We start from the raw sequence: 12,145 nt of genomic DNA on the forward strand, positions 1-12,145 counted from the left end.
ATTTTTTTAATCACAAAACGTTGCTTTTTTTACTCAGAATGGCAAATTGAATCCATACCGATTAAAAATTGTTTAGTTTAAAAAGGATGTTGTATGTGTTCAGTATTTGGCATTTTAGACATTAAGAGCGATGCAGCGGCATTGCGCCCTATCGCACTTGAGATGTCGAAAAAGCTTCGTCACCGTGGTCCAGACTGGTCTGGTATTTACTCATCAGAGCGCGCAATCCTAGCGCATGAACGTCTGGCGATCGTTGGTCTAAATAGTGGTGCCCAACCGCTATACAGCCCTGATAAAAAACTCATCCTTGCTGTAAACGGTGAAATCTACAACCACAAAGAGATTCGTGCTCGCTACGAAGGCAAGTACGAATTCCAAACCGATTCAGACTGTGAAGTGATCCTAGCGCTATACCAAGACATGGGCGCTGACCTTCTTGAAGAACTAAACGGCATTTTTGCATTCGTACTTTACGATGAAGAAAAAGACGAGTATTTAGTAGGTCGTGACCACATCGGTATCATTCCGCTTTACCAGGGTTACGATGAGCACGGCAACTACTACGTTGCATCAGAAATGAAAGCACTAGTACCCGTATGTAAAACCGTGAGTGAGTTCCCTCCCGGTTGTCACTACAGCAGTGCAGATGCGGAGCCTCAACGTTACTACACCCGCGACTGGAACGAATATGCAGCCGTACAAGGCAACAGCACAAGCAAAGAAGAGCTAACTGAAGCGCTAGAAGCAGCAGTAAAGCGCCAGCTCATGACAGACGTGCCATACGGTGTACTTCTTTCTGGTGGTCTGGATTCTTCTATCACATCAGCAGTTGCAAAACGATTTGCAGCGATGCGTATTGAAGACGATGAGAAATCTGAAGCATGGTGGCCACAACTGCACTCATTCGCAGTGGGCCTGGAAGGTGCACCAGACTTGAAAGCCGCTCGTGAAGTTGCAGACCAGATTGGTACGGTTCACCACGAGATGACATACACCATTCAAGAAGGTTTAGATGCGATTCGTGATGTGATTTACCACATTGAAACCTACGACGTAACAACGATTCGCGCTTCAACACCAATGTTCCTAATGGGTCGCAAGATCAAAGCAATGGGCATCAAGATGGTACTGTCAGGTGAAGGCGCAGATGAAATCTTCGGTGGTTACCTATATTTCCACAAAGCGCCAAACGCGAAGGAATTCCACGAAGAGACAGTACGTAAGTTGCTTGCTCTGAACATGTTTGACTGTGCACGTGCTAACAAATCACTAGCAGCATGGGGCGTAGAAGGCCGTGTACCTTTCCTAGACAAAGAGTTTATTGACGTAGCAATGCGCTTGAACCCAGCAGACAAGATGTGTGGCAACGGCAAGATGGAAAAACACATTCTTCGCGAATGTTTTGAGCACTACCTTCCAGAGTCGATCGCATGGCGTCAAAAAGAACAGTTCTCTGATGGTGTAGGCTACAGCTGGATCGATACGCTCAAAGAAGTTGCAGAACAGAAAGTAACGGATCAACAAATGGAAACGGCGCAATTCCGCTTCCCTTACAACACACCAACGACGAAAGAAGGTTATGTGTACCGCGAGATCTTCGAAGAGTTGTTCCCACTGCCATCTGCTGCAGAGTGTGTTCCTGGTGGTCCGTCAGTAGCGTGTTCTTCGGCTAAAGCGATCGAGTGGGATGAGTCATTCCAAAACTGTGTCGACCCATCGGGTCGTGCAGTACAGACCGTTCACAACGACGCATACTAATCTTATTGAGCTTTTATTAGGGCTGGCTCCCCCAGCCTTGAATACAGGTAAGACAAACACGATCAAAAAGAGGTGCTTTCGCACCTCTTTTTCTATTTACTAGGGCCTGCTGATCTTTTGAGCTGATTTTTGCAGCACTTTGTGGGAAATTTCTACAAGGCAGAGGCTTTGAAGTGTAACTAGCCTACATGAGAAGCCGATAACGCTGTAGAAATGAACCACAAAGGCTGCCCGAAGGGTTCGGTTAGAATCGTTTTATACTTCTTGCCGCGCCTAAAACGATTCTGACTAGGCGTCCCCATCCGAACAAAATTTAACCGCAAAAGATCAACAGACCCTAGCATCACAAGTCGAGATCTTTATTCTCAATACTGACAGGTACGCTTTGCGTAATCATTTTCACCAGCATCATTGAACGCTTCTCGCCATCTTTTTCTTGGAAGATCGCTTCTATACCAGCAAACTGACCACTCTTAATACGAATCATGTCTCCTTGCTTTGGCAAGCAACTGGCTGTTACTTGTTCGATTTGATGTTCCGATTCCCTTAGTTCAGAAATCAATGCTCCATCCACTTCTGTGGGTTGTGAGCCAAAGCGAACAAAGTCAATGACACCTCGAGTTGAACGAACTGCCGTAAATGTTGGTCCTTGCTCATAGTCAAACTTAGCAAAAACATAAGAAGGGAAAAGAGGCTCATTAACGACCTGCCTTTTCCCTCGTAAAATCTTTTCGACTTCTACCGTCGGATAGAAACACTCTACCGATTGGTTCTCTAAGTGCAGCTTCGCTCTAGCCTGCTCACCACGCTTACAATAAATCAAATACCAACGTTTCATTTTTTATATTCGCCTACTGCTTTTTTAATTATCGTAGCATTATCAAGAAAACGAGTCATTCCCGATCAAAATCATATACGTAACACCAAAACACATCCACGAAATCAATAACTTAAAACAACCCAACACCGCAAAAGTCTATAACCAAAACTGAAAAGTAAGTTTGTAATACAAACATTGCACCGACAAAAACACTGGATTTACACTCAAAAACAGCAACTTAACAAAGGATTACTATCGAAACATGAAATTTTATTATTTGTCATCGCACAAATTGCAATGTATACGTAGATTTCGTTAAAAAATGTAATAACTACTATTAGAAGAGCTTATGTCAAACCAACATCAATACTTTGGTCACCCACGTGGCTTGTTCTTATTGTTCGGAACTGAACTATGGGAACGCTTTTCTTACTACGCAATGCGCGCCATTCTAGTACTTTACCTGACTGACACAACCATGAACGGTGGTCTTGGCTGGTCGACTAAAGATGCTCTAGATCTTTACGGCATCTATACTGGACTTGTCTACATCACTCCTCTTATCGGTGGCTACCTTGCGGATAACTACTTAGGTCAACGCCGCTCAATCCTGATTGGTGGTGCGTTAATGGCTGTTGGTCAATTCACGCTAGCGATGCCTGCAGATGCTCTAGGTCTTGGTTCTCTTCACACTTTCTACCTAGGTCTTGGACTTCTTATTGCTGGTAACGGCCTGTTTAAGCCAAACATCTCAACGATGGTAGGTGACCTATATCAAGAAGGTGATAACCGTCGTGATGGTGCTTTCACTATTTTCTACATGGGTATCAACATCGGTGCATTGCTTGCTGGCGTTGTATCAGGCTCAGTAACTAACGAATTTGGTTGGAAAGCAGGTTTTGTTGCCGCTGGTATTGGTATGCTTGTTAGCCTTGTTATGCAAATGACATTCGCTCAGTCTTGGCTTGGTGATATCGGCCGTGAACCAGCAGCAAAACGCGATCTAGCAAACAAGAATTCAGAGAAAAAAGAGCCACTAACGAAAGAAGAAGTGGATCGAATCAAAGTTATCCTAGTGATGAGTTTGTTTACTATCGTTTTCTGGGCTGGCTTTGAGCAAGCTGGTGGTCTAATGAACATCTACACGCAGCAATACACGGATCGCATGATCGGTGGCTTTGAAGTTCCAGCAGCGTGGTTCCAATCACTAAACCCATTCTTCATTATCACCCTTGCTCCTGTATTAGCAGTACTTTGGGTAAAACTAGGCAAACGTGAACCAAACTCACCAATGAAATTTGCCTTAGCTATGTTCTTCCTAGCTCTTGGCTTCCTATGCATGGTTGGTGCAGTTATGGAACAAGGCGGTGACACTGCTGTTAAAACATCAATGCTATGGCTAGTGGGCGCATTCTTCTTCCATACCCTTGGTGAACTGTGTCTATCTCCTATCGGTCTATCTCTAGTAACGAAACTAGCTCCGCTACGCCTTGCTTCGCTTATGATGGGTGCATGGTTTGGTTGTAACGCGATTGCAAACTACGTTGCAGGTTACGTGGGCTCTCACGTGGGCGAACTGGGTGCGCTAGCTATCTTCAGCGGCATCGCAGTTACTGCAACAATTTCAGGCGTGATTCTACTGTTGTTCTCTAACACGCTAGTTCGTTGGATGCACGGTGCTGAAAACACGCACAGCACAGCAGAACAAATTGAAGAGCAACAAACTCAAGTTGCTTAATATAAAGTGCAAATAAAAACAAAGGGTCGCAATCGCGACCCTTTTTGTTTTCTGACACTCAAACGACGTTGGTGATAGATTTGGATTAAGCTTTACAGCTTAGAACGAACAAGCTCAGTCATCATTTCGATGTGATCATCGTTGTCGTTCAAACAAGGGATATAGCTAAAGCTCTCGCCACCAGCCTCTAGATAGATTTCACGACACTCTTCAGAGATCTCTTCAAGCGTTTCTAAACAGTCCGCCGAGAAAGCTGGGGTTATAATGTTCAGCTTCTTCTTACCTTGGCCAGGTAGCACTTCTAAGGTCTTATCCGTGTATGGCTGTAGCCACTCTTCGCGACCGAAGCGAGACTGATACGTCATGCCGATCTGCTCTTTATTCAAGCCTAGCGCTTCACCAAGCAAACGTGTCGTCTCTTCGCAATGCTTAGGGTAAATATCACCATTATCTGCGTATCGTTTAGGAATACCATGGTAAGAACACAGCAAGTAATCACCTTGGCCATGCTCTGCCCAATGGTCACGCACCGATTGCGCCAATGCAGCGATGTATTGGGGATGGTTGTGGTAATCACGAATAAAGCTAAACTCTGGCATTACAGGCATTTTTTGGAACGCCTTCGTCATACCGTCAGAGACGGCGGCCGTCGTTGTACCTGAGTATTGCGGGTAAAGAGGCAATACAATCACTTCCTCTACCCCCTGAGCCTGCAGCGCTTCAAAGCCTGATTGTAAGCTTGGGTTGCCGTAAGTCATACCTAACTCAACTGGCATATCGAGGGCAACAGCTAACTTCTGAGCTTGTCGTTTTGAGTACACCATTAAAGGCGAGCCCTCTTCCATCCAGACTGACTGGTACAGCTTGGCAACTTTCGGTGAGCGAATTGGCAAGATGACACCGTGAAGAATTGGACACCAAAGCCAACGCGTCATATCAACGACACGATGATCATGAAGAAACTGACTTAAAAAGCGTTTTACAGCTGGTGCAGTTGGCTCATCAGGCGTACCCAAGTTAACCAATAACACGCCCTGTTTATTATTGTTGTTTTTCATAACATCCTATTCATGGTGATCGGCTTGCTTTGTACGGTGGAACGAACCAGATGGTTCATCGTACTCACAGGCAAAAATAAAAAAGCGACCCAAAGGTCGCTTTTAAATATATCAAAATATTAAATTTTGCCGTTAGCAAATTATGCTAGTGCTTTCTCAATATCTGCGCTTACTTCTGCAACTTGCTTAGTACCATCGAATTTAAGGTACTTAGTGTTACCAGCTTCAGCTTCTTTACCGTAGTAGTTGATAAGTGGCGCTGTTTGCTCGTGGTAAACACCTAGACGTGCACGTACTGTTTCTTCTTTGTCGTCATCACGAACAACTAGGTCTTCACCCGTTACGTCGTCTTTACCTTCCACTTTTGGTGGGTTGTAAACAACATGGTAAGTACGACCTGAAGGAAGGTGAGCACGACGGCCCGCCATACGCTCAACGATCACGTCATCCGCTACGTCAAATTCAATAACGTAGTCTACGTCAACGCCCATTTCTTTTAGGCCGTCAGCTTGAGGGATAGTGCGAGGGAAACCATCTAGTAGGAAACCTTTTTCGCAATCGTCTTGAGCAATACGCTCTTTGATTAGACCAAGGATGATTTCATCAGAAACTAGCTGACCAGCGTCGATAACAGCTTTAGCTTGTTTACCAAGCTCTGTACCTGCTTTGATAGCAGCACGAAGCATATCACCAGTAGAGATTTGTGGAATACCGTATTTATCCATGATGAAGTTTGCTTGTGTGCCTTTACCTGCACCTGGAGCACCTAGAAGAATGATGCGCATGATTTATCCTCTTTAATATTTAAGATTTATACCGAAGCTCACAATAGCTGGGCTTCCAGGAATCAATCCTGCGAAGCACTGGCAACGATAAGTTTCGGTATAACGTTTAGGCGAGCCAAAATACACGCCTTATTACTCACATTCAAGTGTTGCGATTCTAACACAGGTTAACGATGCAATGAGCAGGTTAAGACTAAAGAATGTTAGCAATGCCTGCTTTCTTGTCTTATTGATTACTAACTCAACACTTAAAGTGTGAATCTATGCGGTAGCAAACAAAAAGCCCGCATTTTGCGAGCTTTTTGCTGATATTTGACTATTAAACCTTAGTCAAAAGCTTGTTGATGGCACCGACAAATTGCGTTGGATCTTCCATCGAACCTCGCTCTGCCAGCATTGCTTGGCCTAGTAACACTTCTACCCAACGTCCGAATGCTTCTTCATCTGCTTCGTCCGCCATACGCTTCACTAGCTCATGCTCTGGGTTAATTTCGAAGATGTACTTAACTTCAGGTACCGCTTGACCGGCGGCTTCGAGAAGCTTCGCCATCTGCGTGCCCATTTCGAAATCATCCGTCACGACAACCGCTGGCGTAGTTGCAAGTTTGAAAGTCGTACGAACTTCTTTCACTCGGTCGCCTAGGTAAGACTGGGTGCGCTCAACAACAGATTTGAACTCTTCTTCAGTTTCTTTCTGCTTTTCTTTTTCCGCTTCGTCTTCAAACTTACTTAGGTCTAAGCCTGCTTTAGTAATCGACTGGAACTGCTTACCATCAAACTCAGTCAGGTAGTTCATCAGCCACTCATCAATACGGTCAAACATCAAAATAACTTCGATGCCTTTCGCTTTGAACTGCTCTAGGTGCGGGCTGTTCTTCGCGGCTGCGTAGCTGTCTGCCGTTAGATAGTAAATCTTATCTTGGCCTTCTTTCATGCGTTCAATGTAAGAAGCAAGTCCGACAGTTTGCTCAGCAGAATCCACTTCAGTAGAAGCAAAGCGCAATAGACCGGCAACTTTCTCTTTGTTTGCCATGTCTTCTGCAACGCCTTCCTTCATCACAAGGCCGAACTCTTTCCAGAATGATTGGTATTTAGCTTCATCATTCTTCGCCATGCGCTCTAGCATAGTAAGCACACGCTTAGTACAAGCATTACGTAGCGATTGAGTAACTTTATTGTCTTGTAGGATTTCACGCGATACGTTCAAAGGCAGATCGTTGGAATCAATCAAACCACGAATAAAGCGCAAGTAAGAAGGCATAAATTGCTCTGCATCATCCATGATGAACACACGCTGCACGTACAGCTTCAGACCCGATTTATGGTCACGATTCATCATATCCCATGGTGCTTTTGCCGGGATGTAAAGCAGGCTGGTGTAGTCGTTCTTACCTTCTACACGGTTGTGGCTCCAAGCAAGAGGATCAGCAAAGTCATGAGAAACGTGCTTGTAGAACTCTTGGTACTCTTCTTCAGAGATATCTGATTTATTGCGAGTCCAAAGCGCTTGGGCTTTGTTGATTTGCTCCCACTTCTTCTCACCCGTTTCTTTACCTTCGTCATCACGAACTGAAGTTTGGATAGAAACAGGGATACCGATATGATCAGAGTATTTGCTGATCACATCACGCAGACGCCATTCGTTTAGGAATTCTTTACCTTCTTCACGCATGTGTAGCACGATATCCGTACCACGAGTGTCTTTAGTGATAGTCTCGATGGTGTAATCACCTTCACCTGCAGAATGCCATTGAACCGCTTCGTCAACCGCTAGACCCGCTGCACGAGTGCGAACAGTTACCGCATCAGCAACGATGAACGCCGAGTAGAAACCAACACCAAATTGACCAATTAGCTGAGAGTCTTTACTCTGCTCATCAGATAATTTTGAGAAAAATTCTGCCGTCCCTGATTTTGCGATCGTACCTAAGTGTTCAATCACATCATCACGGCTCATACCGATGCCGTTATCAGAGATGGTTAATGTGTTCGCGCTTTCATCAAACGTAAGCTTGACACCAAGGTCTGCATTGCCCTCAAACAAGTCTGGGTTAGATAGCGCTTGAAAACGTAGTTTATCCGATGCATCAGACGCATTTGAGATCAATTCGCGCAGGAAAATCTCTTTATTCGAATAAAGAGAATGAATCATAAGGTGAAGTAGCTGTTTTACTTCAGATTGAAAGCCACGAGTTTCTTTGTTTTGAGATACGGTCTCGCTCATGTTTGCTCCATATATCTAAATTAACGGCCATAATTGGCGTAGCCTGAGAGGCATTTAATCATTCAATGCCAACGTGAGATGCTATTTAACATGTGGCTGACAAATGTAAATTCAAGGTCAATATTGGTAAAAACGGTGTTTTTTTAGAAAAATTTGTTTATCCTTGATGCATAAAACCTTCTAAAATTCACTATTTTGATCTTGTTATTGCAGAATAAATGCGATGCAAATCACCACTATTACAAAATCATCCATCTAAGAAGAACTAAATGACTAACATCGGCACCAAATTCCTACTTGCTCAAAGGTTTATCTTTGACCCAAATAGCAATTCTCTCGCTGACCAACAAAGTGGCAATGAAGTTGTTCGCTTAGGAAGCAATGAAAGTCGAATTCTGCTTATGCTTTCAGAGAGACCAAATGAAGTATTAACCCGCCATGAGCTCCATGAGTTTGTTTGGCGAGATCAAGGCTTTGAGGTGGATGACTCAAGCCTAACTCAAGCGATTTCTACATTGCGCAAAATGTTGAAGGACTCAACAAAATCCCCCGAGTTTGTAAAAACGGTACCTAAACGCGGCTATCAGTTGATTTGTAGTGTCGAAAGAATGAGCACTCCAACGTCTGAGCCAAATGCCGAGCTTGAAGATATCGACGCTGAAGAAAGCACTTTTGAAAGTGTTACCGAAGAGATTCAAGCGCAACCGCAGGTTGAAGACTCTGTATCAACAGATCCAAGCTCAGTAAGCGACAACGCAACACCACTTTCAGCGGCAAAAGTAAGTTCAAAAAACAACTGGTTCACGCGTGCCATTTTATTCGTTGCTGTACTGCTGCCAATCATCGTCTTTACCCTCACTAAACCAGCTGAATCTCAATTTCGCCAAATTGCAGAGTTTAGCGGTGTACCCGTTATGACTCCGGCAAACCACCCTCAATTGATGCAGTGGATGCCTTCCATCGAGCAATGTGTTGCTCGATACGTAGAAAATCATACAAACGATGTAATGCCAGTGAAAGTTATCGCTACTGGAGGTCAAGGTAATAAGCTTGTATTGAACTACATTCACGATACGGACCATTCATATGAAAATGTGACATTGCGTATTTTTGCTGGTCAAAACGACCCAACTGACATCTGCAAATAATAGGAGGCATGATGAAAATTAAACTCGCTATTGCGGTGTTAGCCGTGTCTGCATTATTTAGTAGCTGGCTTTATTGGGGCAGTGACCTAAAAGTAGAACAAGTTCTGACTTCTAATGAGTGGCAATCCACTATGGTTACCGTCATTACAGATAATTTACCGGATGACACAGTCGGTCCATTACGCCGTGTCAACGTTGAATCGAACGTCAAATACTTACCTAACGGCGATTACATTCGCGTAGCAAATATTAAGTTGTTTGCTCAGGGTTCATCTGCTGAGTCCACGATCAACATTTCAGAACGAGGACGCTGGGAAGTAAGTGACAATTACCTCTTAGTCACCCCATCAGAGTTCAAGGATATCTCGTCATCTCAGTCAAAGGATTTTACTGACGAACAGCTGCGCTTAATTACGCAGATTTTCCGACTGGATGCCGAGCAAAGCCGTCGCATCGACGTGGTTAACGAAAAAACGTTACTACTGACTAGCTTGAACCACGGTTCTACGGTACTGTTTAGAAACTGATTTTGATTCAATGATAAGGGGCCAAGATGGCCCCTTTATTTCACGCATGGATTGGCTAGATACTCTCACTCTCTTCTTCGGTTCCCTTGTTGCAAATACACTCGCTTCCCTCTCTGGTGGTGGTGCTGGTTTATTGCAATTTCCGCTATTGATCTTTCTCGGCTTGCCCTTTTCTGTCGCACTTGGTACACACAAAGTGGCTTCAGTGGCACTTGGACTAGGTGCGGCAAGCACACACCTCAAAGCGGGCACAATAAAACCGAAAGTCGCACTTTATCTGATTCTAGTCGGCAGCATTGGTGTCGTGATTGGTGCGAATCTGATTGTCCAAATACCTGACAATATCGCTGAGAAAATGCTTGGTGCGATGATCCTTGCTCTTGGCATCTATTCCCGCTTTAAAAAAGAACTTGGCCAAGTCGAGCTTGCTACCCACCGAGATACATTTGGCTGGATCTTGGGCGGATTGGGGTTGATGTTAATAGGCATAGTCAATGGTTCTCTGACCGCAGGTTCAGGTCTCCTTGTGACGCTGTTCCTCGTGCGTTGGTTTGGGTTCGACTACAAGCAAGCAGTGGCTTACACCATGATTTGTGTCGGTCTGTTTTGGAATGGTATTGGTGGTGTTGCCGTCGTACACGCAGGCGCTCCGATTCATTGGGCATGGCTACCCGTGCTGTTATTGAGTTCATTTTTAGGTGGCAGTTTAGGTGCGTGGGCAGCAACTCGATACAGCAATCGCGTTATCAAGATTGCGTTTGAGATCCTCACCTTTGCAGTCGGTATCAAACTGCTGCTTTAGTGTTTAGAGAAAGGAAATAAGAAATGGATAAAGCCATCATAGACATTTACTACTGTCGCCAGTGCAATTGGATGTTGCGCTCTACTTGGCTATCGCAAGAGCTGCTTCATACTTTCAGTGAAGAGATTGAAACCATCAGCTTGCATCCGGACACAGGTGGCCGTTTTGAGATTTTTTGCAACGGCACGCAAATTTGGGAGCGTAAAAAAGACGGCGGTTTTCCTGAGGCTAAAGTCCTTAAACAACGAGTAAGAGACATCATCGACCCAGAGCGTGATTTAGGCCATTCAGATACAAAATAGGGAGCCAATGGCTCCCTATTATTTAATATCTGATGTGCTCTATGACTCGTTGATTAAATCGTTGTTTGAGCTAGCACTGCACCTTCCGGCGTTTGCACGGTTAGTGTGTTACCTTCCATCAAACCATAGCTGCGCGGCAAACCGTTTCGAGGAAATGTCATCGAGCCAGGGTTAAAAATAACAGCCCCGTCTTGTTCCTCTGCCACTGGTATATGAGTATGGCCGTGAGCAATAATGTCTCCCTCACGCAATGGTGGACGCTTACCACTATGATACAAGTGACCATGAGTTAAGAAAATACGCTTGCCGGATTCTAAAAGGATCCACGCATAGTCTGTCATCATTGGAAAGTTCAATAGCATCTGGTCAACTTCACTGTCACAGTTACCACGTACCGAAATAATCTGTTCACTGTATTGATTCAGAAGTTCTGCCACTTGTGGCGGATTGTAGCCTTCTGGCACTGGGTTTCTCGGCCCGTGATTGAGCGTATCTCCAAGTAAGATCAAGTGCTCTGCACCTGAGGCTAAATACAGTTTGATGGTTTCTTCTGTTGCTGGCAAAGAACCGTGCAAATCTGAGGCAAAAAATAGTTTCACGACATCGTCTCCTCAAAAAGAATGACGCCATTCTACGGCTTTCTTATATAACCTCAACAGCGATTCAGCTTCAGTACGGATTCAACTACTGCTGACGAGCAAACTCAATCATCATAGGCAAAAGGTAAAACCAGAAGGCATAACCAAAACCAATCAATGCAGCTAGCCATAGTGTCATCGACAGAAACTTAGATTTAGCCAAATGATTTAGAGGATCTGGCTCTCCACACCCCGGGCAACTGTGTGCTCGTTTTGAAATCTGTCTTTCGCAGACAGGACAGGCAACTAAAGGCATTCACTATTTCCTTAAAATTCTACTCTTTGCAAAAGGATAAAATGCATACTTCGGTTATGCAAAGGGATTTATAGCTGAAATAATGCTGT

The 12,145-nt window shown here is 44.4% G+C and carries 12 protein-coding genes; 6 read left to right on the top strand and 6 right to left on the bottom strand.

Annotation, left to right across the window (positions count from 1 at the left end; translation table 11 throughout):
• Positions 1-93: 93 nt before the first annotated feature.
• Positions 94-1,758 carry an asparagine synthase B gene (asnB, locus tag BSZ04_RS19515; RefSeq protein ID WP_010446787.1) on the top strand — a complete coding sequence of 555 codons (1,665 nt, stop codon included), beginning with the start codon at positions 94-96 and terminating at the stop codon, positions 1,756-1,758.
• A gap of 343 nt (positions 1,759-2,101) precedes the next feature.
• Here asnB and rfaH read toward each other — a convergent pair whose 3' ends face one another.
• Entirely contained in the window at positions 2,102-2,596 is a 495-nt protein-coding gene (rfaH, locus tag BSZ04_RS19520; protein WP_010446786.1) for a transcription/translation regulatory transformer protein RfaH, read from the bottom strand.
• Between the two features lie 331 nt (positions 2,597-2,927).
• On the opposite strand from rfaH, the gene BSZ04_RS19525 reads away from it, so the two are divergent.
• On the top strand, positions 2,928-4,316 hold the full coding sequence (locus BSZ04_RS19525; protein WP_010446785.1) for a peptide MFS transporter: 1,389 nt from the start codon (positions 2,928-2,930) through the stop codon (positions 4,314-4,316).
• Positions 4,317-4,408: 92 nt separating this feature from the next.
• Here BSZ04_RS19525 and hemH read toward each other — a convergent pair whose 3' ends face one another.
• From hemH to htpG, 3 genes are all read right to left on the bottom strand, one after another.
• Entirely contained in the window at positions 4,409-5,374 is a 966-nt protein-coding gene (gene hemH, locus BSZ04_RS19530) for a ferrochelatase (protein ID WP_088881189.1), read from the bottom strand.
• 140 nt (positions 5,375-5,514) lie between these two features.
• On the bottom strand, positions 5,515-6,159 hold the full coding sequence (gene adk, locus BSZ04_RS19535; protein ID WP_005425498.1) for an adenylate kinase: 645 nt from the start codon (positions 6,157-6,159) through the stop codon (positions 5,515-5,517).
• 319 nt (positions 6,160-6,478) lie between these two features.
• Positions 6,479-8,383 carry a molecular chaperone HtpG gene (gene htpG / locus BSZ04_RS19540; RefSeq protein WP_088881190.1) on the bottom strand — a complete coding sequence of 635 codons (1,905 nt, stop codon included), beginning with the start codon at positions 8,381-8,383 and terminating at the stop codon, positions 6,479-6,481.
• Between the two features lie 269 nt (positions 8,384-8,652).
• Between htpG and BSZ04_RS19545 the strand changes: the two genes are divergently transcribed.
• The 4 genes from BSZ04_RS19545 to BSZ04_RS19560 are packed head-to-tail and all read left to right on the top strand — an operon-like array spanning position 8,653 to position 11,162.
• Positions 8,653-9,531: a transcriptional regulator gene (locus tag BSZ04_RS19545; RefSeq protein WP_010446782.1), complete on the top strand. Its 879-nt coding sequence runs from the start codon at positions 8,653-8,655 to the stop codon at positions 9,529-9,531.
• Between the two features lie 11 nt (positions 9,532-9,542).
• Positions 9,543-10,058, top strand: coding sequence for a regulatory protein ToxS (locus BSZ04_RS19550; protein ID WP_045385388.1), 516 nt, complete (start codon positions 9,543-9,545; stop codon positions 10,056-10,058).
• A gap of 46 nt (positions 10,059-10,104) precedes the next feature.
• Complete coding sequence (locus BSZ04_RS19555) at positions 10,105-10,860, top strand: sulfite exporter TauE/SafE family protein (protein ID WP_088881191.1); 756 nt, start codon at positions 10,105-10,107, stop codon at positions 10,858-10,860.
• A gap of 23 nt (positions 10,861-10,883) precedes the next feature.
• Positions 10,884-11,162 (top strand): Rdx family protein, encoded by a 279-nt coding sequence (locus BSZ04_RS19560; RefSeq protein ID WP_045399025.1) that lies wholly within the window; start codon positions 10,884-10,886, stop codon positions 11,160-11,162.
• Between the two features lie 53 nt (positions 11,163-11,215).
• Here the strand turns inward: BSZ04_RS19560 and yfcE are convergent, their stop codons facing one another.
• Both yfcE and BSZ04_RS19570 read right to left on the bottom strand, forming a co-directional pair.
• The gene (yfcE, locus tag BSZ04_RS19565; protein ID WP_038885303.1) at positions 11,216-11,761 is read right to left on the bottom strand and encodes a phosphodiesterase; all 546 of its coding nucleotides are present in this window, start codon (positions 11,759-11,761) and stop codon (positions 11,216-11,218) included.
• 85 nt (positions 11,762-11,846) lie between these two features.
• Positions 11,847-12,056, bottom strand: coding sequence for a hypothetical protein (locus BSZ04_RS19570; protein WP_010446774.1), 210 nt, complete (start codon positions 12,054-12,056; stop codon positions 11,847-11,849).
• Between the last annotated feature and the right edge of the window lie 89 nt (positions 12,057-12,145).

This window comes from Vibrio rotiferianus (assembly GCF_002214395.1).
GTDB lineage: Bacteria > Pseudomonadota > Gammaproteobacteria > Enterobacterales > Vibrionaceae > Vibrio > Vibrio rotiferianus.

Bases quoted from the DNA above. Each gene is read 5' to 3' on its own strand.
- asnB (WP_010446787.1), top strand. From the start codon at position 94: ATGTGTTCAGTATTTGGCATTTTAGACATTAAGAGCGATGCAGCGGCA.
- rfaH (WP_010446786.1), bottom strand. From the start codon at position 2,596: ATGAAACGTTGGTATTTGATTTATTGTAAGCGTGGTGAGCAGGCTAGA.
- BSZ04_RS19525 (WP_010446785.1), top strand. From the start codon at position 2,928: ATGTCAAACCAACATCAATACTTTGGTCACCCACGTGGCTTGTTCTTA.
- hemH (WP_088881189.1), bottom strand. From the start codon at position 5,374: ATGAAAAACAACAATAATAAACAGGGCGTGTTATTGGTTAACTTGGGT.
- adk (WP_005425498.1), bottom strand. From the start codon at position 6,159: ATGCGCATCATTCTTCTAGGTGCTCCAGGTGCAGGTAAAGGCACACAA.
- htpG (WP_088881190.1), bottom strand. From the start codon at position 8,383: ATGAGCGAGACCGTATCTCAAAACAAAGAAACTCGTGGCTTTCAATCT.
- BSZ04_RS19545 (WP_010446782.1), top strand. From the start codon at position 8,653: ATGACTAACATCGGCACCAAATTCCTACTTGCTCAAAGGTTTATCTTT.
- BSZ04_RS19550 (WP_045385388.1), top strand. From the start codon at position 9,543: ATGAAAATTAAACTCGCTATTGCGGTGTTAGCCGTGTCTGCATTATTT.
- BSZ04_RS19555 (WP_088881191.1), top strand. From the start codon at position 10,105: ATGGATTGGCTAGATACTCTCACTCTCTTCTTCGGTTCCCTTGTTGCA.
- BSZ04_RS19560 (WP_045399025.1), top strand. From the start codon at position 10,884: ATGGATAAAGCCATCATAGACATTTACTACTGTCGCCAGTGCAATTGG.
- BSZ04_RS19570 (WP_010446774.1), bottom strand. From the start codon at position 12,056: ATGCCTTTAGTTGCCTGTCCTGTCTGCGAAAGACAGATTTCAAAACGA.